The sequence below is a fragment of the Saccharopolyspora oryzae genome (assembly GCF_027853915.1).
In the GTDB taxonomy this organism is placed as follows: domain Bacteria; phylum Actinomycetota; class Actinomycetes; order Mycobacteriales; family Pseudonocardiaceae; genus Saccharopolyspora; species Saccharopolyspora oryzae.
The window spans coordinates 1-25,351 of record NZ_JAQGLA010000027.1; the positions used below are offsets into that span (position 1 = coordinate 1).

Sequence of the window (25,351 nt, forward strand, 5' to 3'; positions counted from 1 at the left end):
CCCCCCCCCGCCGCTCACACGTCTCGGCGCATGCAGACCCGTTTGGCCGGGTCCAGGCCCAGGTTCGCCTCGTGGGCGACGAGCGCGGCCAGCTCCGGGGTCGTGGCGTCGATCTCCTGGAAGCCGAGCCGCGCGTAGTACGGCGCGTTCCACGGCACCGACCGGAACGTGGTGAGCGTCAGCGCAGGCAGACCGCGCTCCCGGGCCCACGATTCGACGTGCTCCAGCAACTGGCGGCCGATCCCCCGGTGCGCGTGGTCGGCGTGCACGCTGACCTGCGCGATGTGGGCGTTGCCGTCGATCAGCTCGACCAGGACGTAGGCCACCACCTCGGCATCGACCTCGGCCACCCAGGCCCGCCCGGCTCGCTGGTACTCGGCCAGGGCCTCGACCGGGGGCGGCGGGTCGTCGGCGATGTCGGGCATGCCGACCTCCCGGAACACCTCCCCCGCGGAGACCTCGATCTCCTGCAGCCGCCCCAGCTCTGCTTCCCCGACGTTGCGGATCCTCACCTGCCCAGTGGATCAAACCCGCCCGCCCCGCGGCCACCGGATTTCCTACAGCGGCAGGTCTTCGGGTTCGGTGACCGGGCGGTCGCAGACGTAACCGCGGCACACGTACGCCGCCGGGGCTCCGCCGACCAGCGGCCGGCCGGCCAGCAGCGGCACGCCGGTCGCCTCCGGCTCCCCCGCGACCACCACGGCTCCGCCCGGGGCGCGCCGCCGCGCTGCGTCGAGCAGCGCCGCCCGGTCGGCGTTGTCGGCTGCGCCGACGACCGCGACCTGCAGCGGCCCGTGGGCGCGCGCTTCCGCCGCGCTGAGCCAGTGGCCCGCGAAGCGGGGAGCGCGCTGCGCGAGCAGTCCGGCGCGTGACAGCGCCTGCTCCGCAGCGCTGCGGTAGCGCGCTGTGCGCTCCGGGCCGGCGAGCGCGGCAGCGGTGAGCAGGGCGGAGGTGAGCGCAGCGGCCCCGGAGGGGCTCGCGTTGTCGGTCGGGTCGGAGGGGCGGCGGACCAGCGCTTCTGCGTCGGCCGCGGTGTCGTGGAAGGTTCCCGGGTGCTCGGTGTCGGCGAACTGGTCCAGCGCCGTGTCGAGCAGCTCGCAGGCCGCGTCCAGCCAGCGCGGGTCGGCCGTGGCCTGGTGCAGCGAGAGCAGGCCCTCCGCGAAGCAGCCGTAGTCCTCGAGCACGCCGGCGGCGGTGCCGACCTCCCCGTTCCGCGAGGTCCGGCGCAGCCGACCGTCCACCAGGTGCAGCGAGAGCAGCAGGTCAGCGGCAGCAGCAGCCGCGTCCAGCCAGGCCGGTTCGTCGAGCGTGGCGGCGGCTTCCACCAGCGCTGAGATGGTCATGCCGTTCCAGGCGGTGACGACCTTGTCGTCCTTGCCCGGCTGCGGACGGCGGTCGCGGGCTTCGCGGAGGCTGTCGCGAACCCGCCGCCAGCGGGCCGCGTCGTCCGGGTCGCGCTTGAGCTGCAAGGTCGAGGCGCCGTGCTCGAAGGTGCCTTCCTCGGTCACCTCCAGCAGCTCCGCCGCCCAGTCGCCGTCCTCCGCCCCGAGCACCTCGCGCAGCTGGTCCGGCGTCCACACGTAGGTCAGGCCTTCGACGCCCTCGGTGTCGGCGTCCAGCGATGCCGCGAAGCCGCCTTCCGGCGTGCGCAGGTCGGTCAGCAGGAACTCGGCCGTCTCGCGGGTCACCCGCTCGCCGAGCGGATCGCCGAGCCGCGCCAGGTGCGCGTACGCGCGGAGCAGCAGGGCGTTGTCGTAGAGCATCTTCTCGAAGTGCGGGACCACCCAGGCGTTGTCCACGGCGTAGCGCGCGAACCCGCCCGCGAGCTGGTCGTAGATGCCGCCGCGGGCCATGGCTTCACCGGTGTCCTTGGCCAGCTCCAGCGCCGAATGCCCGCTGCCCGGTTCGCCGAGCCGTTCGTGGTGGCGCAGCAGGAACTCCAGCACCATCGACGGCGGGAACTTCGGCGCGCCGCCGAACCCGCCGTGCGCGGCGTCGAACTCGGCGTGCAGCCGGGAGACCGCCCCGGCCAGCACCTCGTCGTCCAAGATGGTCTCCGGGAGCGGCGCGCGCTGCGCGGACAGCTGCTCGACCACCCGGCTCGCGGCCTTGCGGACCTCGTCGCCGCGACCGCTCCAGGCCTGCGCGACGGCGTCCAGCAGCTGCTGGAACGACGGCATCCCGGACATCGGCGACGCCGGGTAGTAGGTGCCGCAGTGGAACGGCTCGCCGTCCGGGGTGAGGAAGCAGGTCATCGGCCAGCCGCCCTGCCCGGTCATGGCCTGGGTGGCTTCCATGTAGACCGCGTCGATGTCCGGCCGCTCCTCGCGGTCCACCTTGACGTTGACGAAGTGCTCGTTCATCAGCCGAGCGGTCTCGGCGTCTTCGAAGGACTCGTGCGCCATCACGTGGCACCAGTGGCAGGCGGCGTACCCGACGGACAGCAGGACCGGCACATTGCGGCGCCGGGCCTCGGCGAACGCCTCCGGCGACCAGGGCCACCAGTCGACCGGGTTGTCGGCGTGCTGGAGCAGGTAGGGGCTGGTCGCGCCCGCGAGCCGGTTAGCCATGCGCCCAGCCTCCCACTCGGCCCCGGCTCCCCACCACAGGGCGGGCCCGATCACGACCGGGCCCGCCCGCAGCGACCGGGCCTCAGGCGCCGGGCTGGATCGGGCCGATCTGGGTGCCTGCGCCGACAGCGATGTCGCCGACCGCCCAGCCGTTGGTCCCGGCGGGGCCGTCCAGCTCCGGGAGCTCGAAGATCACGCGGTCGGCGGGATCAGCGCCACCGCTGTTGGGCACCTGGACGTCGAAGTGGACCGGGGATCCGGGGCCGAAGGCGACGTCCTCGGGCTGCCCGTAGGGCTGGGGCTGCACGTCGACGGGCGACTTGCCGAGGAAGAACGTCGGTTCGACGGCCCAACCGGACAACGTGCACGCCGAGGTTCCCTCGTTGGCCGTTAGCGTGACGCGGTAGTGCGTGTGGCCCGCGGTGCTGTCGGCCTGCGCGATGGTCCCGGAGGAGCCGCTGATCCCGCAGGCGCTCGGCGGCGGGGGCGGCGGCGTCGCGAGCGCCTGGGAGGCGTTGAACCCGAACCCGGTGATCGCGGCGACCGCGAGCGAGGCACCGAACGCACTGCGGCGGAAGAACGTGCTCATGGAAAGGCTCCACTGTTGATCTCTGCGGTTCGTTCCTTTCACCCCGGAAGACGCCTCGGCGCGGTGGCGGTTGCCGACGTCACCCCGATCGTCTGATTGCCCACTCCGGCGCAACCCGGTGCTCGCTCGCGCGTCCTGGGGCTGAACCTCCTTCCGATACCTGGACGTGCTTGAGTAGGACGAGGACTTCTCAGAAAATGTGTTAAGAGCGAGAGCGACCTCGGGAGCGGTTTTGACGTCGACGAAGACGATGCGCGGGGAGTAGCCGTGGTGGGCAGGGCACGGCCGCCGGACGCCGTCGTCGAGCAGCGGCGGCAGGACGAGCTGCGGCGGGTCGTCGAGCACGGTGAGGTCCGCATCACCGATCTCGCCGAGCACTTCGAGGTCAGCCTGATGACGATGCACCGCGACCTCGACGCGCTCGTCGAGCGGCGGCTGGTGCGCAAGCTGCGCGGCCGGGTGACCGCCTACCCGTCGCTGACCTTGGAGACCGCGACGCGCTTCCGGGTCAGCCTGCAGGTCGCCGAGAAGGAAGCGCTGGCCGCCGCGGGCGCCGCCGAGGTCGAGCCGGGCATGACGCTGCTGATCGACGACTCCAGCACGGTGTTCCCGCTGGCCCGCCGGGTCGCTGAGGTCGAGTCGCTGCGGGTGTTCACCAACTCGTTGACCGTCGCGAAGATCCTCGCCGGCGCCGGGCACGAGGTGGGGCTGCTGGGCGGCCGCTACCGCGCCGAGTTCGACTCGTGCACCGGCCCGGAGGTGCTGGAGGCGCTGTCCGGGCTGCGCGCCGACGTGTCGTTCGTGTCGGCCACGACGGTCACCGAAGGCCACCTGTTCCACCCGGTCCGGGACTACGCCGAGATCAAGGAGCGCATCGTCGGCCGCGCGGAGCGCAACGTGCTGCTGGTCGACCACTCCAAGTTCGGCCGGACCTCCCCGTTCGCGCACGGCGACGTGGGCGCCTACGACCTGGTCATCACCGATGCCGCCACACCGGAGGCGGAACTGGACGCGCTGCGCGGTTTCGACACCGAGGTGCGCGTCGTGCCGATACCCGAGCCAGACGGGGGAACCGATGCGCTCAGCTGACAGCCCGGCCCGCTCGGCCGAGGAGGGCGCTCGATGAGCCTGGTCGCCGGGGTCGACTCCTCCACCCAGTCCACCAAGGTCGTGGTGTGCGACAGCGAGACCGGTCAGGTGCTGCGGCAGGGCCGCGCACCGCACCCGGACGGCACGGTCGCCGACCCGGCCGACTGGTGGGACGCGCTCACCACCGCCACCGGCGGACTGCTCGACGACGTGGCCGCCATCGGTGTCGCGGCGCAGCAGCACGGCCTGGTGGCGCTGGACGAAGGCGGTGAGGTGGTCCGCCCGGCGCTGCTGTGGAACGACAACCGCTCCGCGCAGGCCGCGCTCGACCTGACCGAGGAGCTCGGCGGAGCGCAGGCCTGCGCCGACGCGGTCGGTCTGGTGCCGGTGGCCAGCTTCACGGTCAGCAAGCTGCGGTGGATGGCCGAGCACGAGCCGGAGCTGGCCGACCGGGTCACCGACGTCCTGCTCCCCCACGACTGGCTGACCTGGCGCCTGACCGGTGAGCTGGTCACCGACCGCGGCGACGCCTCCGGCACCGGCTACTGGTCGCCCCGCGAGGGCCGCTACCGCCCGGACGTGCTGGCCACCGCCTTCGGCGGCCGCAACCCCCGCACGCCCCGAGTCCTCGGCCCGGCCGAACCCGCAGGTCACACCCCGGACGGCAAGCTCGTGTCGGCCGGGACCGGCGACAACATGGGCGCCGCACTGGGCTTGGCGATCGGCCCCGGTGACGTCGTGGTGTCGCTGGGCACCAGCGGCACGGTGTTCGCCTCGGCGGACCGCCCGAGCGCCGACCCGACCGGCACGATCGCCGGGTTCTCCGATGCCACCGGGCGGTTCCTGCCGCTGGTGTGCACGCTCAACGCGGCCCGGGTGCTCACCTCGACGGCCGCGCTGCTGGGCGTGGAGATGGCCGAGTTCGACCGGTTGGCATGTCAGGCCGAGCCGGGAGCGGACGACCTCGTCCTGCTGCCGTACCTCGACGGCGAGCGCACCCCGAACCTGCCGAACGCCAGCGGCACGCTCATGGGCCTTCGCCGCGACAACATGACCCCGCAGAACCTGGCCCGGGCAGCGGTCGAAGGAATGCTCTGCGGCCTCGCAGCAGGCGTCGAAGCCCTCCGCGAACAAGGCGTCGAGGTCCGCCGGGTGCTCCTCATCGGCGGCGCGGCCCAGTCGAAGGCGGTCCAGGTCGCAGCACCCCAGGTCTTCGGCGTCCCGGTCACGGTCCCCGCCCCCGCGGAGTACGTCGCCCTCGGCGCAGCCCGCCAAGCGGCCTGGGCCCTGACCGGCGACCAACCGACCTGGCCTCTGACCGGCTCGGCGGAACTGGACGTCACCGACCCCTCGGCAGGCGAACGCATCCGCGAGCACCACCGCGAAGCCTTCACCCGGGTCCACGGCGACTGATCCGTCGTCGGGGCTGTTCGAAGGGCTTCAGCAGCTGCGACCGACGGGTGAGACGAGAGCGGGGCCGCCCGGTCTTGCCGGACGGCCCCGCTCTTCAGCCCCCGCTAGGGGGTTTCGTCCTTGCCCTGCTTCGCCTCGCTGGGCTCGGCTTCGGACCGGGCTTCGCCTTCCGGCGCCGCTTCGGCTTCCGCCTTCGCCTTCGCCGCTTCGGCTCGCTTGACCTTCGCCGGCGCTGCCGCGGCCGCCTTCTCCTCGTCGAACGAGACCGGGAGCTTGCGGAGGTGCTTGGTCATCGAGCGGATCAGGAAGACCACCGCGATGGCGAACAGGATCAGCAGGACCAGGCCGACCGGGGAGGACTTGCCGAAGTCCTCGCCCTGGCCGCCCGGGTCGTTCGGCGGTACCGGGGCCTGCGCGATCACGTAGGCCGCCGTTTCCTGGGCAGTCATGCGCACACCTTCTCCTGCACACCGGAGAACAGGTCGTCCTCCGGCAACGTGGTGTCGACCAGGGAGCGGACCAGCTCGTAGTCCTCGGTCGGCCACAGCTCCTGCTGGATGTCCAGCGGCACCGCGAACCACCGGCTGGTCGGGTCGATCTGCGTCGCGTGGGCGCGCAGGGCGTCATCGCGCTGCTCGAAGTAGTCGGCGCACACGACGCGCGTGGTGACCCGCTCGTCCGGGTCCGGGCGCGACGAATCCCACTTGGCCAGCCACTCGCCGTAGGGCGACTCCATGCCCCGCGACAGCAGCGCCTCGTGGAACAGGTGCATGCGCTTGCGGGAGAAGCCGTGCGAGTAGTACAGCTTCAGCGGCTGCCAGGTCTCCCCGGCGTCCTGGTACAGGTCGGGGTCGCCCGCGGCGTCGAAAGCCGCCACCGAGATCTCGTGGCACCGGATGTGGTCCGGGTGCGGGTAACCGCCGTTCTCGTCGTAGGTGATCACCACGTGCGGGCGGAACTCGCGGATGACCTTCACCAGCTCGCGGGTCGACACCTCGAGCGGCGTGGTCGCGAAAACGCCCTCCGGCAGCGGCGGGGGCGGGTCGCCCTCCGGCAGGCCGGAGTCGACGAAGCCCAGCCAGCGGTGCTGCACGCCGAGGATCTCGGCCGCGGTGGCCATCTCCTGGCGGCGGACCTCGGTCAGGTTCTCGACCACCTCCGGCCGGTCCATGGCCGGGTTGAGGATGCTGCCCGCTTCACCCCCGGTGCAGGTGACCACCATCACCTCGTGCCCCTCGGCCACGTAGCGCGCGGTGGTCGCCGCACCCTTGCTGGACTCGTCATCCGGGTGCGCGTGCACCGTCATCAGCCGCAGCTTGTCCGCCATCGCCCGGTGGTCCCCTCCATGCTCGTGCAGCGTCTCTCCTGAACACGGCCCCGCTCACAGGCCGCAGGACGCCCCAGGGATACTTAACGTGGATGTCGGGCTCCATTGTTCCCGGTGGGCCCGATGCACCGAGTGCCAGCCCCCACAAGCGGGGCTCGGCCAGACCGCAGGCGAAAGGCTTCCCGAGCCGGTGACGCACCCGCAGATCCCCGAGGACCGGTACGGGGCGCGCGCGAAGAAGCGACCGCGCCCCGGGCTCCGCTGGTTGCTCTTCGCGGTCGTGTTCGTCGTCCTGCTCGGTGCGACCTACGTCGGTTACCAGAACCTCGGCACCGCTCCCATCGAGGGCAAGCAGGTCGCCTTCGAGATCATCGACGACCAGTCCGTCCGCATCGTGGTCGAGGTCCAGCGCGACGATCCGCAGCGCCCCGCCGAGTGCGTGGTGCGCTCCCGGGCCAAGTCCGGCCTGGAGGTCGGCCGCAAGGAAGTCCTCATCCAACCAGCGGATGGCGTGACCAGGCAGGAGACTGTGGTGCGCACGTCCTCCCAACCGGCCACCGGGGAGGTGTACGGCTGCACCTACAACGTTCCTGAATATTTGTCCAACCACCTACGGCCAACTGGGTGAAGACAAGCGTTCCACGCCGGGCGCTGGGAAAATGCAGCCCCTCGGCGTGTAGGTTCGTGCTATCGTCGACCACAGGCACGGCCCCGCGCGGGCCGTGTTTTTCCGTTACTTGGCCATCGAGCCCAGAAATAGCGCGGAAATGCAATTGGCCCGCGAGGAGTCGCGGGACGCAGTCGACGAGGAGTGGTGACCGTGAGCGAGACCCAGGTGACCTGGCTGACCCAGGATGCTTACGACCGGCTCAAGGGTGAGCTGGACGAGCTCGTGGCCAACCGCCCGGTGATCGCCGCGAAGATCAACGAGGCCCGCGAGGAGGGCGACCTCCGCGAGAACGGCGGGTACCACGCCGCCCGCGAGGAGCAGGGCCAGATCGAGGCCCGCATCCGCCAGCTGCAGGAACTGCTGCGCACCGCCAAGGTCGGCGACGTGCCCACCGAGTCCGGTGTGGCCCGCCCCGGTTCGGTGCTGACCGTCCGCTACGACGGCGAGGACGAGACCGAGAAGTTCCTGCTGGCCACCCGCGAGGAGGGCGCGCACGGAGAGCTGGAGGTCTACTCCCCGAGCTCCCCGCTGGGCCAGGCCCTGCTGGACGCCAAGGAAGGCGAGACCCGCGAGTACGAGCTGCCCAACGGCGGCTCGATGAAGGTCACCCTGGTCAAGGCCGAGCCCTTCAACGGCTGACTTTCCCGCACCGGATAGCGGTTGCGCTAAAGCACAGGAGAAAAGCGAGTTCTGCAGAGAACTCAACGAATCTTGCACCGCGGGTTCCCCACTTCGGGCACCCGCGGTGCTTTATTCCCCCGTTTCCGCGAGGCGTTCCAAGAGCGGGCGGACTCTGGGCGGAACCGGGGTGGAGAGAGCGATCGACGTCGATGTGCGGCGCACTCCGGTCACGCTGACGACTTCGTCGATCACCCGCTGCAGATCCGCGTTGGAGCGGGCCACCATGCGCACGAACAAGTCGCCCTGCCCGGTCGTCGCGTGCACCTCGCACACCTCGTCGATCGCGGCCAGCTGCTTGGCCACCACCCCCCGGTGCCCCTGAGCGATCTCCAGGACCGCGAAGGCCGTCAGGCCGTAGCCCATCGCCGCCAGGTCCAGGTCCGGCGGGAAGCCCAGCAGGATTCCCCGCTGCACCAGCCGGTCCATCCGCGCCTGCACGGTGCCGCGCGCGACGCCCAGCCGGCGGGAGCACTCCAGCACGCCCAAGCGCGGCTCGTCGGCCAGCAACAGCAGCAGGCGCGCGTCCAGCGCGTCCAGACCCTCGACATTGGGAGCCACGTCACATCTCCTGCTCAGGTTGACCGATCCAACCAGTAGTTCCGATCGAATACTGGTCAGATTGCGCACCGGAATCAACCGCTGTTGCCCAGGATGACCTGTCCGCGCACGCTGAGCTCATCACCGATGGAGCGAACCGGGGGAGGCCATCGTGACCGGCACCGTCAACCACGGCAGTCAGACCGAACAGCTCGACGACGTGACCTTCGACCAGATGCGCCGCCTCGTCGGTCTCGTCGAGCACGACGACGCGAAGGACCCGTTCCCGGTCAGGGCGCTCGACGCGGTGGTGTTCGTCGTCGGCAACGCCACCCAGAGCGCGCTGTTCTACCAGGTGGCGTTCGGGATGGAACTGGTCGCCTACTCCGGACCGGAGAACGGCAACCGCGACCACAAGGCGTTCGTGCTCAAGTCCGGTTCGGCGCGCTTCGTGCTCAAAGGCGCCGTCGACCCGGACAGCCCGCTGGCCGACCACCACCGGCGGCACGGCGACGGCGTCGTCGACCTGGCCCTGGACGTGCTCGACGTGGACAAGTGCGTGGAGCACGCGCGGGCGCAGGGCGCGACCGTGCTGGAAGAACCGCACGACGTGTCCGACGAGCACGGCGCGGTCCGCACCGCCTCGATCGCCACCTACGGCGAGACCCGCCACACGCTGCTCGACCGCAGCCGCTACACCGGCCCCTACCTGCCCGGATACGTCGAGCAGCGGGGCAGCTACGTCAAGCCCGCGGACTCGCCCAAGCGGCTGTTCCAGGCCGTCGACCACTGCGTCGGCAACGTCGAACTCGGCCAGATGAACACCTGGGTGGAGTTCTACAACCGGGTCATGGGCTTCGTGAACATGGCCGAGTTCGTCGGCGACGACATCGCCACCGACTACTCGGCGCTGATGAGCAAGGTGGTGGCCAACGGCAACCACCGGGTCAAGTTCCCGCTCAACGAGCCGGCCGCGGGCAAGCGCAAGTCGCAGATCGACGAGTACCTGGAGTTCTACCGGGGCTCCGGCTGCCAGCACATCGCGCTGGCCACCGGCGACATCATCAAGACGGTCACCGCGATGCGGGCCGCCGGCGTGGAGTTCCTGAACACGCCGGACGCCTACTACGACGACCCGGAGCTGCGCGCGCGCATCGGCGAGGTGCGGGTGCCGATCGAGACGCTGAAGGAGCACGGCATCCTCGTCGACCGCGACGAGGACGGCTACCTCCTGCAGATCTTCACCAAACCGATCGGCGACCGCCCCACGGTGTTCTACGAGCTGATCGAGCGCCACGGCTCCCTCGGCTTCGGCAAGGGCAACTTCAAAGCCCTCTTCGAAGCAATCGAGCGAGAGCAAGAGCGCCGAGGCAACCTCTGACCAGGGATCTCCGCAAATTCAATGGAAATTGGACCTCCGATTTCCATTGAATTTGCGGAAGTTCTCCACAGGAGGGGTCACCCGACCCCCCCCGTCGGCGTGCCGGGCGCCCGCCACGCCGGGAGAGCGCAGTTTCAATTGAAACTGCGGTCACCTCAGCGGTTGGCGAGGATGGTGTAGTGGGCGGATTCGAGTTCGTGGATCACCTGTTCCCGGTGCTCCGGACCTCGGGTTTCCAGGGAGATCTCGACCTCCACCTCGCCCAGCGCCAGGGCCCCGGAGATCCTCGAGTGCTCGATGTCCAGGACGTTCGCGGTCAGCTCGCCGAGCTTGGCCAGCAGGCCCGCGAGGGATCCGGGTCGGTCCGGGATGCGGATGCGCAGCGACAGGTAGCGGCCCGCCGCGGTCATGCCGTGCTGGATGAGCTGGAGCAGCAGCAGCGGATCGATGTTCCCGCCGGACAGCACCGCCACCGCCGGGCCGACGACCTGCTCGGGGTGCTCCAGCAACGCCGCGACCGCCGCCGCTCCCGCCGGTTCGACCACCAGCTTCGCCCGCTCCAAGCACAGCAGCAGCGCCCTCGACAGCCCTTCCTCGCTGACCGCGAGGACCCCGTCGACCAGCTCCGACACGTGCGCGAACGGCACCGGGCCGGGTTCGGCGACCGCGATGCCGTCGGCCATCGTCTGGGTGTCGGCCAACCGCACCGGCTTGCCCGCCGCCAGCGAGACCGGCCACGCCGCAGCTCGCTCCGCCTGCACCCCGAGCACCCGGACCTGCGGGTGCTCGGCCTTCACCGCAGCGGCGATCCCGGAGACCAGTCCACCGCCCCCGGTCGGCACGACGATGGTGCGTACCTCCGGCAGCTGCGCCAGGATCTCCAGACCAACAGTCCCCTGACCAGCGACGATGTCCGGGTGGTCGTAGGGGTGGATGAACTCCGCGCCGGTGCGGCGGGCGTATTCCCGCGCCGCGGCGAGGCTTTCCTCCAGGACCGCGCCGTGCATCCGGACGTCGGCGCCGTAGGCCCTGGTCGCCGCCAGCTTCGGCAGCGGAGCGCGCTCCGGCATGAATACCGTCGCCCGGATCCCGAGCAGCGATGCGGCCAGCGCGACACCCTGCGCGTGGTTCCCGGCGCTGGCTGCGACCACCCCGGCCACGCGCTGCGCCTCGTCCAGCGCCCGCAGCCGCACGTAAGCCCCGCGGAGCTTGAACGAGCCCGTGCGCTGGAGGTTCTCGCACTTCAGGAAGACGTCGCCGCCGAGGTGCTGGCCGAGCACGCGGGAGTGCTCGAGCGGGGTTCGCCGCGCGATCCCGGCGAGTTCGACGTCAGCGGCCCGGATCCGGTCCAGGTCGACCAGCCGCATGCGCCAATCGTGCCACCGCGAATCGGCGGTCACTCGAGCAACACGTTCGGTACCCTCGAAGGAGCGGCCGGTCAGCGCGCCGGGCGCAGCGTCGCGGAGGGGGCCGGGCGCGACCGTCGAGCACTCCCGGCAGCCGAGCACCGCGACCCGGGACCACCCCGCAGACCCACCGGACAGGAGGACGCATGTCGCAGCTGACCTCGACGAACCGCGTCCTCCCACTGGTCACCGGCGTGGCCACGGCGGCTGCGCTGTCCGGCGCGGCGGTCTTCGCGGTGCTGCAATCCGGGTGCGACGACCCCGGCGCCTACCGGGTGCGCGACGACGTGGTCGAGCTGATCGGCGGTTGCCTGCAGCCCGACGACCTCCCGATCAGCCCCCGTCCCCCGGCAGACCTGGGCAGCGGCGAACCCGCCCTGGCGCGCTGAAACACCGCGGGCCGCCCACCCGGTGGATGGACGGCCCGCGCGAACTTTCGAAGATCAGCCCAGTGCCTGGAGGATGTCCTCCACCAGGTCGTCGGCTTCCTCGATGCCGACCGAAAGGCGGACGAGCTCGGCCGGGACCTGGAGCATCGAGCCCGCGGTGCTCGCGTGCGTCATGCGGCCCGGGTGCTCGATCAGGGACTCGACGCCGCCCAGCGACTCGGCCAGCGTGAACAGGCGGGTGCGCGCGCAGACCTCCAGCGCGGCCTCCTCGCCGTCGGCGTGCAGGAACGAGACCATCCCGCCGAAGTGCCGCATCTGCTTGGCCGCGACCTCGTGGCCCGGGTGCTCCGCCAGGCCCGGGTACAGGACCTTCGAGACCTTGGGGTGACCGGCCAGCGCGGCGACGATCCGCTCCGCGTTGGCGCTGTGCCGCTCCATGCGGACCGCGAGGGTCTTGACGCCGCGCATGGTGAGGAACGCGTCGAACGGGCCCGGCACCGCGCCGGCACCGTTCTGCAGGAACGCGATCTGCTCGGCCAGCTCGTCGTCGGAGGTGATCACGGCACCGCCGACCACGTCGGAGTGCCCGCCCAGGTACTTGGTCGTCGAGTGCACCACGACGTTCGCGCCGAGCTCCAGCGGCTGCTGGAGGAACGGCGAGGCGAAGGTGTTGTCCACGACCAGCTTCGTGCCGGCCTCGCGGGACACCTGCGCCAGCGCGGCGATGTCGGCGATGTTGAGCAGCGGGTTGGTGGGGGTCTCGACCCAGATCACCTTGGTGTTCGGCTGGATCGCCGCCCGCACCGCGTCCACATCGGACACCTGCGCCGGGGTGTACTCCACGCCCCAGCTGGTGAGGACCTTGTCGATCAACCGGAACGTGCCGCCGTAGGCGTCGTCCGGGATGACCAGGTGGTCACCCGGGCGCAGCGTCGCGCGCAGCACCGCGTCGGTGGCGGCCATGCCGGAGGCGAAGGCGCGCCCGTGGCGACCGCCCTCCAGCTCGGCCAGGCACTGCTCCAGCGCGGTGCGGGTCGGGTTGCCGGTGCGCGAGTACTCGTAACCCCCGCGCATGCCGCCCACCCCGTCCTGGGCGTAGGTCGACGTGGCGTGGATCGGCACGATCACCGAACCGGTCGTCGGATCCGCCTCCTGCCCCGCATGAATCGCGCGGGTGGCAAAGCCATCACTCATGACGAGCAGCGTACGACCTGTGGGCCGATCGGCCGACTCGACCCCGGAACGCAGAGCGGCCCCCGACCGGACCGGTCGGGGGCCGCTTCGCGTCAGCTCAGCTGGTCACCACTGGGGCGGCTGGGGGCCACCGGGCGGCGGGAAGCCGCCGGGCTGCTGACCCGGCTGCTGGCCGGGCTGGCCGAAGCCCTGCTGCGGCTGGCCGAACTGGCCCGGCTGACCGGGCTGACCCGGCTGGCCGAAGCCCTGCGGCGCGCCGTAGCCGCCGGCGGCCGCAGGAGCCGAGGCACCCGCACCAGCGGCGACCCACTCGCGGGTACCCGGCAGCATGGCCAGCACACCGATGGCGATGCCGGCGAGCATGCCCAGGATGGCTCCGATGATGCTGGCGCCCTGGACGTACCCGCTGAAGAGGAGCACTACCGAGCAGATCAGGTACAGCGCCTCAGCGCCGACGATCAGCAACGGGCCCACGTTCTTCCGCAGGATGGTCATGATGCCGCCGGTGCAGAGCACGATCGCAGCGATCGTGACCGCGATGTAGATCGTCACCATCAGGCCGTACGACGGCAGCTCCGGCAAGCCGTCGGTGCTGCTGCCGAGCTGCTCGAGCGACGACTTGGCCTGGTCGTACACCGCGTAGGCACTGCCGAGGAGGAAGGTGCCGATCAGGTAGAAGATCGCGGCGATACCACCGATGACCGCGGCGATCCAACCGACGGTCAGCGCCAGGCCCTTGTTGCCCTGGCCCTGGGGGGCCTGGCCGTAGGCGGCCGGGGGCTGGGCCCCGTAGCCCGGCTGGGCCTGCGGGGCCGGGAAGCCGCCGCTCGGCGGGCCCGACTGCTGCGGCTGGGCCGGGAAGCCGCCCGGCTGGCTCTGGGTGCCCGGCTGCTGGTACATGGGCTGCGGGGGCTGCATCGACGGCGGCACCATCGCAGTCGCCTCAGCCGCACCGCCCTGGCCGGACAGGCCGGGCTGCTGGTACATCGGCTGCGGCGGCTGCATCGACGGCGGAACGACCTGCGTCGAGTCGGACGGCGGCTGCGCTGCCTGCCCCTGCGACTGCACGGGCTTCACGACCTGAGTCGCGTCGCTGCCGGCCTGGTTGGGGTCCTGCGGGTCCATCCGGTTCGAGATGGGGTCCGAACCCTGCTGACCGCCGTCCGGCGGCTGCGGAGAGCTCATCGGGTTGTCCTACTCCCTCGGGGCGTAATGCGAAAGCCTGGGCATTCGAGAGCACACGCTATCTGATGGATCAGCAGCGTAGTGCCATTCCGTAACAACTCGTCATCGCCCGGCGATGAAACCGAGAACGTCCTGACGTGTGACGACGCCGGCGGGCTTCCCATCGATGAGCACCATCGCGCCGTCGGCCCCGGCCAGCGCGGTCATCGCGGCGCTGACCTCCTCGCCCGCGCCGATGGTCGGCAGCGGCGGGGACATGTGCTCCTCGATCCGGTCGGCGAGGTTCGCGCGACCTGCGAAAAGGGCGTCCAGCAAGTCCCGCTCGTTGACCGCGCCGGCCACCTCCGCGGCCATGATCGGCGGCTCCGCGCGCACCACCGGCATCTGCGAGACGCCGAACTCGCGCATGATCGCCACCGCCTCGGCGACGGTCTCGTTCGGGTGAACGTGGACCAGGGCCGGGATGGTGCCGTCCTTGCGGCGCAGCACGTCGCCGACCGAACCACCGGCGTGGTCCGGCGACAGGAAGCCGTAGGAGGCCATCCAGGAGTCGTTGAAGACCTTGGTCAGGTAGCCGCGGCCGCCGTCGGGCAGCAGCACCACGATCACGTCGTCCGGGTCGGCGGTCTCCGCGATCCGCAGCGCCGCCGCGACCGCCATCCCGCAGGAACCGCCGACCAGCAGCGCCTCCTCGCGGGCCAGCCGCCGGGTCATCTCGAAGGAGTCGGCGTCGGAGACCGCGACGATCTCGTCGCAGATCTCCCGGTCGTAGGTGGTCGGCCAGAAGTCCTCGCCGACGCCCTCCACCAGGTACGGACGGCCGTTGCCGCCGGAGTAGACCGAGCCCTCCGGGTCGGCGCCGACGACGCGCACCTGCCCGCCGGAGACCTTCTTCAGGTACTGCCCGGTGCCGGAGATGGTGCCGCCGGTGCCGACGCCGGCGACGAAGTGCGTCACCTTGCCCTCGGTCTGCGCCCAGATCTCCGGGCCGGTGGAGTGCACGTGCGATTCCGGGTTGGCCGGGTTGGAGTACTGGTCCGGCTTCCAGGCGCCGTCGATCTCCTCGACCAGGCGGTCGGAGACGCTGTAGTAGGAGTCCGGGTGCTCCGGCGGAACCGCGGTCGGGCAGACCACGACCTCCGCGCCGTAGGCCTTGAGGACGTTGCGCTTGTCCTCGCTGACCTTGTCCGGGCAGACGAAGACGCACCGGTAGCCCTTGCGCTGGGCGACCATGGCCAGGCCGACTCCGGTGTTTCCGGAGGTCGGCTCCACGATGGTCCCGCCGGGCTTCAGCTCGCCCGAGGCCTCGGCGACCTCGATCATGCGCAGCGCGATGCGGTCCTTCACGCTGCCGCCCGGGTTCAGGTACTCGACCTTGGCCAGCACCTTCGCCTGGCCGGTCGCCACCGCGTTCAACCGCACCAAGGGGGTGTTGCCCACCAGGTCGGTGACGTGCTCGACGTAGTCCACGTTCGGTCCTCGATCCTTCCGAACTGCTGTGTTGCGTCGAGCCTAATCGGCAGGTCACCGGGTAACTCATCGGACCTTCCCGGCGACACACCGATCGGGAACGATTTCGCGTTCTCCGACGTCTTGCGAATAACGGGAGCGTTCGCCTCGCGCGCGGGGCGAACGCGGGTGACCATGACCCATCCCGTTCGACGCGGCCGACCGGTGGATCCCGGAACGGCCCGGTTCAGGGAGGGCCGCATGATCGCAGCGAAGGCGCTCCGTCTCGCACTGCTGGCAGCCGGCACGGCCGGCGGGATCTCCGGCGCCGCCTACGGGCTGCTCAACGGTCAGTCCAAGTACGCGCGGCGGGTGATCGGTCCGCCGAGCAACGAACCGGTGCGCGCCGACGGCGTCCACCTGCCCGACGGCACCGGCCCGGTGCCGCGCTACGAGCTGCTCGACGTCGAGCCGCTGGAGTTCGCGGTGCTCGGCGACTCGTCCGCGGCCGGGCTGGGCGTGGACTTCCCGGCCGAACTGCCCGGGGTGCGGCTGGCGCGCGGGCTCGCCGAGGAGCTGGACCGGCCGGTCGCGCTGACCACCCGCGCCATCGTCGGCACCACCTCGCAGGAGCTGTCCGCGCAGGTCGACGCGGTGCTGGTGCGGCCGCCGAGGCTGGCGCTGATCATCGTCGGGGCCAACGACGTCACCTCGAAGCTGGCGGTCTCGGCGTGCGCCGAGCTGCTGGGCGATGCGGTGCGGCGGCTGGTCGAGGCCGATGTGGCGGTGGTCGTCGGCACTTGCCCCGACCTGGGCGCGATCCGGCCCATCCCGCAGCCGCTGCGGTCGGTCGCACGGCGGTGGAGCTTGGCTCTCGGCCGCGCTCAGCGCCGGGTGGTGGAGGCCTCCGGTGGGCGCGCCGTTCCGCTGGCCGACCTGCTGTCGCCGGAGTTCCTGGCCCGGCCGAGCGAGTTCTTCAGCCCGGACCGGTTCCACCCGTCGGCGGCCGGGTACGAGGCCGCGGCGGCGATCCTGCTGCCCGCGATGTGCGCGGCGATCGGCGAGTGGGAGGGCGGGCCGATGCCTGCTGCGCCGACCCGGTCCAAGGCGGCCGAGGCCCGTCGCCCGACCAGTCGCATCGTGGCCGGCCTGAACCGCCACCTGCACCGCCGCTCGCGCTGAAGGGCTCGATCCGCGTGGCGTGCGCCACGACATACCAAACGGTCGGTTGTGCTCTTGTTCCGTGACTGCCATCACCGCCAAGATGGGGTATCCGGCCTTAAAGTGACCGACCAGTAGGTCAAGTCGTGCGGGCCACGCGCGGCAGGTCACCGATTCGCGCCCACGACCGCGGACGAAGGAGTTCCCATGCCCGAAGCAGTCATCGTCGCCACCGCGCGATCCCCCATCGGCCGCGCAGGCAAGGGGTCGCTGAAGGACCTCCGCCCGGACGACCTCACCGCGCAGGTCGTCCGCGCCGCGCTGGACAAGGTGCCCGAGCTCGACCCGAACGAGATCGACGACCTGATGCTCGGCTGCGGCCTGCCCGGCGGCGAGCAGGGCTACAACATGGCGCGCGTGGTCTCGGTGCTGCTCGGCTACGACCAGCTGCCCGGCACCACCGTCACCCGCTACTGCTCGTCGAGCCTGCAGACCACCCGGATGGCGCTGCACGCGATCAAGGCCGGCGAGGGCGACGTGTTCATCAGCGCCGGCGTCGAGATGGTCTCCCGGTTCGCCAAGGGCAACTCCGACTCGCTCGAGGACACCAAGAACCCGCTGTTCGCCGACGCCCAGGCCCGCACCCAGCAGACCGCCGAGCAGGGCGCGGACTCGTGGACCGACCCGCGCACCCTGGACCTGGTGCCGGACGTCTACATCCCGATGGGCCAGACCGCGGAGAACCTGGCGCGGGTCAAGGGCATCAGCCGCGACGAGATGGACGACTTCGGCGTCCGCTCGCAGAACCTGGCCGAGAAGGCGATCGCCAACGGCTTCTGGGCCCGCGAGATCACGCCGGTCACCACCCCGGACGGCACCGTCGTCGACTCCGACGACGGCCCGCGCGCGGGCGTGACCAAGGAGGGCGTGTCCGGCCTCAAGCCGGTGTTCCGCCCGGACGGCCGGATCACCGCGGCCAACTGCTGCCCGCTCAACGACGGCGCCGCCGCCCTGGTGATCATGAGCGACACCAAGGCCAAGCAGCTGGGCCTGACCCCGCTGGCGCGGATCGTGTCCACCGGCGTCTCCGGGCTGTCGCCGGAGATCATGGGCCTGGGTCCGGTGGAGGCGTCGAAGCAGGCGCTCAAGCGCGCCGGCATGGGCATCGGGGACATCGACCTGGTGGAGATCAACGAGGCGTTCGCCGCCCAGGTGATCCCGTCCTACCAGGACCTGGGCATCCCGCTGGAGAAGCTGAACGTCAACGGCGGTGCGATCGCGGTGGGCCACCCGTTCGGCATGACCGGCGCCCGGATCACCACGACGCTGATCAACTCCCTGCAGTGGCACGACAAGCAGTTCGGCCTGGAGACCATGTGCGTCGGCGGCGGCCAGGGCATGGCCATGGTCCTCGAGCGCCTCAGCTGAGGGTTCCGCCAGCGCAGAACGTCCGGCCTGGTCAGGACCCGTGAGCACTTTGGGGTGCTATAGCAACACAAAGTGCTCACGGGCACCTACCAGGCAAAACAACACCGCGAACAGAACGGGGCGCCGCCGTCCGAAGTGGACAGCGGCGCCCCGTTTCGCGCTGGGAAGTTCCTCAGTCCCGCTGGAAGTACGAGAGCAGGCGGAGGATCTCCAGGTAGAGCCAGACCAGGGTGGTCATCAGGCCGAAGGCGATGTACCAGGAGAACTTGGCGTCCACGCCGCTCTTGATCGCCTGGTCGGCCGCGTCGAAGTCCAGCAGGAAGCTGAACGCGGCGATGCCGATGCACAGCAGGCTGAATCCGATGGCCAGCATGCCGCCGTCGCGCAGCCCCAGGCCGCCCGCGGTGAAGAAGCTGGCGATCAGGTTCACCAGCATCAGCACGGCGGCACCGGCGGCCGCACCGATGATCCACTTGGTCAGCTTCGGGGTGACCCGGATGGCGCCCGTCTTGTAGACCACCAGCATGGCCGCGAAGACACCGATGGTGCCCGCGATGGCCTGCATGATGATGCCCGGGTTCCCGACCCACCTGGCGAACATGAAGCTGATCCCGCCGAGGAACACGCCCTCGACCGCCGAGTAGGCGATGACCAGCCCGGGGCTGACCTTCTTCTTGAAGATGATGACCAGCGAGAGCACCAGGCCGATGATCGCGGCCGGCAGCGCCAGCGCGACGGCGGACGGGCCCACCAAGTAGGTCAGCGTGCCGGTGACCACCGCCAGGGCGAGGGTGATCGCGGTCTTGGTGACCACGTCGTCGATCGTCATCGGCCGAGAGGCCTGCGGCGGCGCGGCGGTCGCCTCGCCGAAGGGCGAGGGGGCCTGCCCCTGGCCGTAGTTGAAGTTCGCGTAACCGCCGGTCGTCGGCAGGTTGCGGAACGCGGGGTTGCTCGTTGTGCGCAACTCATCCTCCTGGGCGTGCTTGCGCCGTCACTCGGAACAACGCTCAGGAGCGCTGACCGGTTCCCGGTTCGGTAAAGCCGACTTTACCGTCCGATCGGGGATCTCCCCATCTCCCCCGGAAACTACTCGGTATCGATTTTCGCGCGATGTCGATCACATCGCGTCGCCAACCTTTTCGCGCCGGTGCAACCGGTGATCACCGATGAGTGAGCGCCGCCACACGACTCGGCTCAACGGGTGATCAGAACCCGTCGCGAATGCCCGGTTCTCCACACCGCGTGACCGTCCTCGTCCACCGTATGACCTCTTGTCGCCACGCTCAGTGATCGGAAGTATCGCGCTGGGCAGCTGCGCGATTCCTGGTCGGGGTTCAGCGGAACGAACGCGCGGCGCCGGATCACTTCCACCAGAACTGGAGCACGCATGCGCATGTTCAAGAAGTGGGTCACGGCGGTGCTGGGCACCGCCGTGCTCACCGGGGGGAGCCTGCTGGCGGTCCCCGGTGCCGCGAGCGCCGACCCGCAGGAGGCGGTCGGCCACGAGACCCGGCCCGGGCAGCCGTACCGGAACAACCCGGAACCCGATCGCGACTGGCTGGGGTCCTACCTCGTCAACGGCCAGCAGGTGTGGTGCGTGCAGTTCGCGCTGACCGCGCCGGACAGCGGCGAGGAGTACCAGCCGGGCGACGAGCTCAAGACCAAGTGGGGCACCGCGATCCCCGAGGACACCGCAGCCGACATCTCCTACCTGCTGCTGCGCTACGGCAACACCCAGTCGCCCGACGAGGCCGCCGCGCTGGCGCACCTGCTGCACTCCTGGACCGCCGCGCCGCGCAGCCAGGCCGACCTGGACCCGGACAACGACTTCACCCGGATCGCCTACGACGCCGACGCCCACCTCGCCAAGCTCCCGGAGAGCGCCAAGGCCAAGGTCGAGTCGTTCAAGGCCGAGGCCGGCGAGAACCGCGGCCCGTGGGAAGCGGAGCTGACCGCCCCGGAGGGCGAGCAGACCATCGGCCAGGCCGCGGAGTGGACGCTGACCGTGCAGCGCACCGACGGCAAGGGCATCGGCGGCGTGCCGGTGCAGCTGTCCCCCACCGACGTCGAGATCGAGGGCGTCGGCGACGACGGCGCGGTCACCACGCCGGAGGACGGCAGCCCGCTGAAGCTCCAGGTGACCCCGACCGGGCCGAACCCGAAGATCACCGGGAAGCTGTCCGCCCCGGCCGATCGGCCGTACGTGCGGCAGGCCGTCAACCAGCCCGACACCACCCAGCGCGTGGTGTCCACCGGCGGCGAGCAGGAGCTCTCCGTCGAGGCCGAGACCACCGCGGTGACCGCGCCGGGCGTGGTGAAGGTCGGCAAGACCGACTCCGAGAGCCAGGCCGGGATCGCCGGCGTCTCGCTGCGGGTGACCGCCGCGGACGGCTCCCCCGCCGTGCGCCAGGACGGGACGCCGCTGGTCGGCGAGGACGGCCAGCCCGCCGTGGTCGTCACCGGCGACGACGGCACCGCGGAGATCGCCGACCTGCGGACCCCGCAGGAGATCAAGATCGTCGAGGTCAAGCCCGCACCGGGCTACGAGGAAGCGTTCGACGAGGCCAACCCGCCGTCGGTGACCGGCACCGTCGAGGGCGGCCGGACGCTGGAGCTGAGCCTGGTCAACAAGCCCAACACACCGACCGTGCCGATCCGCATCCCGGCCGGTGACCCGACGCCCGAGTCCGGCGTGCCCGCCGGGCTGCTCGGCCTCGCCGGCCTGACCGCGGTGACCGTGATCGGCGGGACCGGCTTCGCGCTGCGCCGGCGGATCGGGGCGCGGAAGCAGTGACCCGGCGCCGTTCCCTGTTCCTCGTGGTGGCGGCCGCGGTGATCGCCCTGGTCGCGGCGGCCGTGCTGGTCGCCGGGAACCTGGTCACCGAACCCGCCACCACCACCGCCGCGGCGGCTCCACGCGATCTGCCCGTGCAGCCGGTGCACGTCCCGGCGGGACAACCGCCGGGCACCATCCGGCTGCCGCAGGGCGGCACGGCCGAGCTCGTGCGCAAGGAGATCGACCGGTCCGGCACGCTGCCGGTGCCCGACGGCGTCGACGAGGCGACCTGGTGGGGCGCCGGGCTCGACGCGCCGAAGGGCGCGACGGTGCTGGCCGGGCACGTCAACTGGAAGGGCGCGGTCGGACCGTTCGCCGAGCTGTGGGACTCCGCTCCCGGCCAGCCGGTGACCGTCGTCGACGACAGCGGCGAGGAGTGGCGCTACCAGGTGTCGGAGGTCGTCACGGTGCACAAGGACGACCTGCCGTCCCGGGCAGGCGAGCTGTTCGGCCAGGGCGGTGAGCACCGCCTGGTCCTGGTGACCTGCGGTGGCCGCTACGTCGGCGGCGACCTCGGCTACGACGAGAACCGCATCGTCATCGCCACCCCGGCCTGACCCGCGACGACGAGAAGGGGCCGGTGGATCGATGTCCACCGGCCCCTTCTCAGGTCCACCTGCAGTTTCAATTGAAACTGCGATCCGTCGTGGCTGGGATTTGCAGTTTCAATTGAAACTGCGGTCTGGACGACCGGACCGACGACGGTTCCGTCCCCGGATCAACGTCGTTTCTTGCCCTTCTTGGCCGACGCCGCCGTCTTGCCCGGGCGGTTCTTCTTGACGTTCGACTTGCCGCCCGGCCGCTGGCCGTTGTTGCTCTTGGCCGGCTTGTTGGAGGTCGCCGTGGCGGTGGTGGCCGTCGACGCGGTCTCCTCCTCGCCGTCCTTGGCGTCCTGGCGGACCGGCTTCTGACCCGGCTTCGGCCGCGGGGCGGACTTCTTGGCCTCGATCTCCTTGGCCTTCTCCGCTTCCTGCTCGCGGTCGATCTTCTTGGTCAGGAAGTGCTGCTGGCCCAGGGTCCAGACGTTGTTGGCCAGCCAGTACAGCAGGACCGCGATCGGCAGGAACCAACCGGAGATGATCGCGCCGATCGGGGCGATGTACATCATGAACTTGGCCATCACCGCCGACTGCGGGTTGGCCATCGCCGCGTCGGTCTGCTTCTTCACCGACAGGCGCATGGTGAAGAAGGTGGCCACCGACGCGATCAGCATCAGCGGGATGCCGACGATCATCATCGAGGTGCGGTCGGTGCCGAACAGCGCCAGCTGGTCCGCGGGCTGGGTGATCCAGTTCGACAGCTTCGCGCCGAAGATCGAGGCGTTGATGAAGGAGTCGACGCCCGCCTTGTCGAAGATGAAGTTGCTCTGCGCGCCCGGGTGGAAGTTCCGCAGGACGTGGAACAGGCTCAGGAAGACCGGGATCTGCAGCAGCGCGGGCAGGCAGCCGCCGAGCGGGTTCACCCCGTGCTCGGACTGCAGCTTCTGCATCTCCTGCGCCATGCGCTGGCGGTCGTTCTTGTACTTCTCGCGCAGCTTCTGGATCTGCGGCGCGAACTTCGCCATCTTGCGCCCGGCGCGCATCTGGCTGATGGCGGGCTTGAGCAGCACCACGCGCAGCGTGAAGACCAGGAAGAACACGGCGAGCGCCCAGGCGAACCCGTTGTCCTCACCTAGCACGGAGCCGAAGACCTTGTGCCAGAACCACAAGATCGCCGACACCGGGTAGAGGATGAAGGAGAAGAAGCTTTCCACTCAGTCACTCCTGGTCTTGGACCACCCTGAACGTGGTCCGCCTGTCCGGCGCTACCGGGGCGTACGCAGTCAGCCGAACCTCGCAGGGTCGGCCAACCCAAGGGTGCCATGCCCGGGTGCCGCCCAACCGCCACCCCCCGAAAGGGGGACTTATAACACAGAGAGTCACAAGGCGGATCATGCCGACCCCGCCTAGCGTGTTCGCCATCTCACCGACGCCGAGGATCCGCGGAGCGAGACCCGCCACCGCTGCTGAATCCGAGGGATGACCTGCGGAACGAGGAGTGGCCGATGGCCGACGTGGAGAAGGGCGGCGAGAGCACGCTCACGGTGCTGGTCGCGCTGGGCATCAACCTGGCCATCGCCGCGATGAAGGCGGTCGCCGGGGCGATCACCGGTTCGGCGGCGATGCTCGCGGAGGCCGGGCACTCGGTCGCCGACACCTGCACCGAGGTGTTCCTGCTGACGGCGCTGCGGCGCTCCGGGAAGCCCGCCGACGCCCGCCACCCGTTCGGGTACGGCAAGGAGCGGTACTTCTGGTCGCTGATCGCGGCGATCAGCATCTTCGTGTCCGGCGCGGTGTTCGCCTTCGTCGAGGGCTTCCGCACGCTGGCCGGCGAGCCGCAGGAGCAGACCCGGCCGCTGGTCGGCTACGCGGTGCTCGCGCTGGCCTTCGTGCTGGAGGGCGTGTCCTGGCTGCGCGCGATGCGGCAGGTGCGCGCCGAGGCCGCCGAGGACGGCGACACGATCCTGCACCACCTGCGGGTTTCGGACGATCCGACGGTCAAGACGGTGCTGCTCGAGGACAGCGCGGCGCTGGCCGGTCTGCTGCTGGCCTTCGCCGGGCTCGGGTTGCACGACCTCACCGGGTCGAGCGCGTGGGACGGCATCGCGTCCATCGCGATCGGGGCCCTGCTCGCGCTGGTGGCCTACACGATGGCCCGCACCAACCTCGGCCTGCTCATCGGCCAGCAGGCGGACCGCAGGCTGCTCTCGGCCGTGCGCCGCAGGCTGGACGAGCAACCGGAGGTGGACAGCGTGGTGGACATGCTGTCCATGAACGTCGGAACCGACCGGGTGCTGTGCTGCGCCCGCGTGGACTTCTCGGTCTCGCTGGACTCCACCGAGCTGGAGCACGCCGTGGTGCGCATCGACGGGATGCTGCGCGAGGAGTTCCCGGAGCTGGACGAGGTGTTCCTGGAGCCGGTTCCGCGCAACGACCCCGACCTGCGCGCCCGCGTCCTCGCCCGCTACGGCCACCCGCTCTGAGCACTTCGGGCCGCCGCCACGGCCCGAAGTGCTCACGGGTTCAGCGCTTCAGCGCCCGCGCGATGATCCGGCCGCCGAACAGGTAGATCAGCGCGGCGAGGCCGTAGTTGAGCACCACGCCGATCGTCGCGTCGCCGGGCTGGAACACGTCGCCGAGCCCGAACACGAAGAACTTCGCGGTCCCGTAGGTGAACGAGACGAAGCCGTTGTCCTGGTTCGCCCCGGTGACCACGAAGATGACGTGCAGCACGAAGATCAGCGCGATCAGGCCGGTGAACACCCCGATCAGGCGGCCGATGGTGTCCGCGCTGGGCCCGCTCATGCGGGGCTCGCGGTCGTAGCGCTCCTCCCGCGGCTCCCGCTCGCGACGGCGTTCGCGCTGCTGCTCGTCCCGCCGCCGGTCGTCGTAGTAGTCGTCCTGGTAGCGGTCGTCGCGCCCCTGGTCGTAGTGGTCGTAGTAGGCGGCCCGGTAGCCGTCGTCGTAAGCGTCGCGGTACCGCGCCTCGTCGCGACGGCCCTCGGCGTACGGGTCCGAGTCGCGGCCGGCGTCCGGATCGCGGAGCGTGCCGGACTCGCGGTAGGACGCGGGCTCGTCCAGACCGTCCAAGCGCTGCTGGACCCGCGTCGCCGGAGGCTGGTTCGGCGGCGGTCCCTGCATCGCGTTCGGCATCGGGAGCCCTTGCGGAGCGCCGGGAGGCGGACCGGGCGGCATGCCCGGACGAGCACCGGGCGGCATCGGTCCCGCACCAGGCGGCGGCCCCTGCGGCGCTGCACCGGGCGGCATCGCACCCTGCGGTGGACCAGGCGGAGGTCCCTGCTGACCAGGGGGCGGTCCCTGCCGCCCCTGCGGCGGGCCCGGAGGCATCGCGCCGGGCGGCGGCCCTGCCGGTCCGGCGCCGGGACCACCCGGGCCGGGCCGCACCTGCTGGGTCTCCTGCACCTGCGGCGGCTGGCCCTCCGGCGGCACCTGCCCCTGCCGGGGCGGCACCTGTCCGGGAGGCGCCTGCGGGGGACGACCTGGTCC

General features: G+C 70.9%; 24 protein-coding genes. 11 read left to right on the forward strand and 13 right to left on the reverse strand.

The window, feature by feature from the left end:
- Positions 1-14: 14 nt before the first annotated feature.
- The 3 genes from OU415_RS17875 to OU415_RS17885 form a co-directional block, all read right to left on the reverse strand.
- Entirely contained in the window at positions 15-512 is a 498-nt protein-coding gene (locus OU415_RS17875; protein ID WP_270949995.1) for a GNAT family N-acetyltransferase, read from the reverse strand.
- Positions 513-557: 45 nt separating this feature from the next.
- Positions 558-2,570, reverse strand: coding sequence for a thioredoxin domain-containing protein (locus tag OU415_RS17880; protein ID WP_270949996.1), 2,013 nt, complete (start codon positions 2,568-2,570; stop codon positions 558-560).
- An 82-nt stretch (positions 2,571-2,652) separates the two neighbouring features.
- Entirely contained in the window at positions 2,653-3,159 is a 507-nt protein-coding gene (locus OU415_RS17885; RefSeq protein WP_270949997.1) for a DUF4232 domain-containing protein, read from the reverse strand.
- Between the two features lie 270 nt (positions 3,160-3,429).
- On the opposite strand from OU415_RS17885, the gene OU415_RS17890 reads away from it, so the two are divergent.
- Both OU415_RS17890 and xylB read left to right on the forward strand, forming a co-directional pair.
- Positions 3,430-4,248 carry a DeoR/GlpR family DNA-binding transcription regulator gene (locus OU415_RS17890; protein WP_270949998.1) on the forward strand — a complete coding sequence of 273 codons (819 nt, stop codon included), beginning with the start codon at positions 3,430-3,432 and terminating at the stop codon, positions 4,246-4,248.
- A 33-nt stretch (positions 4,249-4,281) separates the two neighbouring features.
- Positions 4,282-5,661: a xylulokinase gene (gene xylB, locus OU415_RS17895; RefSeq protein WP_270949999.1), complete on the forward strand. Its 1,380-nt coding sequence runs from the start codon at positions 4,282-4,284 to the stop codon at positions 5,659-5,661.
- A 104-nt stretch (positions 5,662-5,765) separates the two neighbouring features.
- Here the strand turns inward: xylB and OU415_RS17900 are convergent, their stop codons facing one another.
- Together OU415_RS17900 and mca are read right to left on the reverse strand one after the other, a co-directional pair.
- On the reverse strand, positions 5,766-6,110 hold the full coding sequence (locus OU415_RS17900; RefSeq protein ID WP_270950000.1) for a hypothetical protein: 345 nt from the start codon (positions 6,108-6,110) through the stop codon (positions 5,766-5,768).
- The gene (mca, locus tag OU415_RS17905; RefSeq protein ID WP_270950001.1) at positions 6,107-6,988 is read right to left on the reverse strand and encodes a mycothiol conjugate amidase Mca; all 882 of its coding nucleotides are present in this window, start codon (positions 6,986-6,988) and stop codon (positions 6,107-6,109) included. Before mca ends, OU415_RS17900 begins: the two co-directional genes overlap by 4 nt.
- Positions 6,989-7,178: 190 nt before the next feature.
- Here mca and OU415_RS17910 point away from each other — a divergent pair, with 190 nt between their 5' ends.
- The gene (locus OU415_RS17910) at positions 7,179-7,616 is read left to right on the forward strand and encodes a DUF4307 domain-containing protein (protein WP_270950002.1); all 438 of its coding nucleotides are present in this window, start codon (positions 7,179-7,181) and stop codon (positions 7,614-7,616) included.
- Positions 7,617-7,808: 192 nt separating this feature from the next.
- The gene (gene greA, locus OU415_RS17915; RefSeq protein ID WP_270950003.1) at positions 7,809-8,297 is read left to right on the forward strand and encodes a transcription elongation factor GreA; all 489 of its coding nucleotides are present in this window, start codon (positions 7,809-7,811) and stop codon (positions 8,295-8,297) included.
- Positions 8,298-8,408: 111 nt separating this feature from the next.
- Here the strand turns inward: greA and OU415_RS17920 are convergent, their stop codons facing one another.
- The gene (locus tag OU415_RS17920) at positions 8,409-8,897 is read right to left on the reverse strand and encodes an Lrp/AsnC family transcriptional regulator (RefSeq protein ID WP_270950004.1); all 489 of its coding nucleotides are present in this window, start codon (positions 8,895-8,897) and stop codon (positions 8,409-8,411) included.
- Positions 8,898-9,111: 214 nt separating this feature from the next.
- Between OU415_RS17920 and hppD the strand changes: the two genes are divergently transcribed.
- On the forward strand, positions 9,112-10,257 hold the full coding sequence (gene hppD, locus OU415_RS17925; RefSeq protein ID WP_270950068.1) for a 4-hydroxyphenylpyruvate dioxygenase: 1,146 nt from the start codon (positions 9,112-9,114) through the stop codon (positions 10,255-10,257).
- Positions 10,258-10,412: 155 nt separating this feature from the next.
- Here hppD and ilvA read toward each other — a convergent pair whose 3' ends face one another.
- On the reverse strand, positions 10,413-11,624 hold the full coding sequence (ilvA, locus tag OU415_RS17930; RefSeq protein ID WP_270950005.1) for a threonine ammonia-lyase: 1,212 nt from the start codon (positions 11,622-11,624) through the stop codon (positions 10,413-10,415).
- Positions 11,625-11,809: 185 nt separating this feature from the next.
- Between ilvA and OU415_RS17935 the strand changes: the two genes are divergently transcribed.
- Positions 11,810-12,052, forward strand: a complete 243-nt coding sequence (locus tag OU415_RS17935) for a hypothetical protein (RefSeq protein WP_270950006.1) — start codon at positions 11,810-11,812, stop codon at positions 12,050-12,052.
- Between the two features lie 54 nt (positions 12,053-12,106).
- Here the strand turns inward: OU415_RS17935 and OU415_RS17940 are convergent, their stop codons facing one another.
- The 3 genes from OU415_RS17940 to OU415_RS17950 form a co-directional block, all read right to left on the reverse strand.
- Entirely contained in the window at positions 12,107-13,246 is a 1,140-nt protein-coding gene (locus OU415_RS17940; RefSeq protein WP_270950007.1) for a cystathionine gamma-synthase, read from the reverse strand.
- Between the two features lie 105 nt (positions 13,247-13,351).
- Positions 13,352-14,431 (reverse strand): hypothetical protein, encoded by a 1,080-nt coding sequence (locus OU415_RS17945; protein WP_270950008.1) that lies wholly within the window; start codon positions 14,429-14,431, stop codon positions 13,352-13,354.
- 102 nt (positions 14,432-14,533) lie between these two features.
- Positions 14,534-15,901: a cystathionine beta-synthase gene (locus OU415_RS17950; RefSeq protein WP_270950009.1), complete on the reverse strand. Its 1,368-nt coding sequence runs from the start codon at positions 15,899-15,901 to the stop codon at positions 14,534-14,536.
- 240 nt (positions 15,902-16,141) lie between these two features.
- On the opposite strand from OU415_RS17950, the gene OU415_RS17955 reads away from it, so the two are divergent.
- Both OU415_RS17955 and OU415_RS17960 read left to right on the forward strand, forming a co-directional pair.
- On the forward strand, positions 16,142-17,062 hold the full coding sequence (locus OU415_RS17955) for an SGNH/GDSL hydrolase family protein (protein ID WP_270950010.1): 921 nt from the start codon (positions 16,142-16,144) through the stop codon (positions 17,060-17,062).
- Positions 17,063-17,248: 186 nt separating this feature from the next.
- Positions 17,249-18,469, forward strand: a complete 1,221-nt coding sequence (locus OU415_RS17960) for an acetyl-CoA C-acetyltransferase (RefSeq protein ID WP_270950011.1) — start codon at positions 17,249-17,251, stop codon at positions 18,467-18,469.
- Positions 18,470-18,641: 172 nt separating this feature from the next.
- On the opposite strand, the gene OU415_RS17965 is transcribed toward OU415_RS17960, so the two are convergent.
- A complete protein-coding gene (locus OU415_RS17965) occupies positions 18,642-19,433 on the reverse strand; it encodes a Bax inhibitor-1/YccA family protein (protein WP_270950012.1) in 792 nt (263 codons plus the stop codon).
- A gap of 423 nt (positions 19,434-19,856) precedes the next feature.
- On the opposite strand from OU415_RS17965, the gene OU415_RS17970 reads away from it, so the two are divergent.
- Complete coding sequence (locus tag OU415_RS17970) at positions 19,857-21,263, forward strand: MSCRAMM family protein (protein ID WP_270950013.1); 1,407 nt, start codon at positions 19,857-19,859, stop codon at positions 21,261-21,263.
- Positions 21,260-21,862, forward strand: a complete 603-nt coding sequence (locus OU415_RS17975) for a class F sortase (protein ID WP_270950014.1) — start codon at positions 21,260-21,262, stop codon at positions 21,860-21,862. The genes OU415_RS17970 and OU415_RS17975 overlap by 4 nt, the downstream gene beginning before the upstream one ends.
- Positions 21,863-22,023: 161 nt before the next feature.
- On the opposite strand, the gene yidC is transcribed toward OU415_RS17975, so the two are convergent.
- Entirely contained in the window at positions 22,024-23,058 is a 1,035-nt protein-coding gene (yidC, locus tag OU415_RS17980; protein WP_270950015.1) for a membrane protein insertase YidC, read from the reverse strand.
- 291 nt (positions 23,059-23,349) lie between these two features.
- On the opposite strand from yidC, the gene OU415_RS17985 reads away from it, so the two are divergent.
- The gene (locus tag OU415_RS17985; protein WP_270950016.1) at positions 23,350-24,327 is read left to right on the forward strand and encodes a cation diffusion facilitator family transporter; all 978 of its coding nucleotides are present in this window, start codon (positions 23,350-23,352) and stop codon (positions 24,325-24,327) included.
- A gap of 40 nt (positions 24,328-24,367) precedes the next feature.
- Here OU415_RS17985 and OU415_RS17990 read toward each other — a convergent pair whose 3' ends face one another.
- Complete coding sequence (locus OU415_RS17990; protein WP_270950017.1) at positions 24,368-24,997, reverse strand: hypothetical protein; 630 nt, start codon at positions 24,995-24,997, stop codon at positions 24,368-24,370.
- Positions 24,998-25,351: the final 354 nt, after the last annotated feature.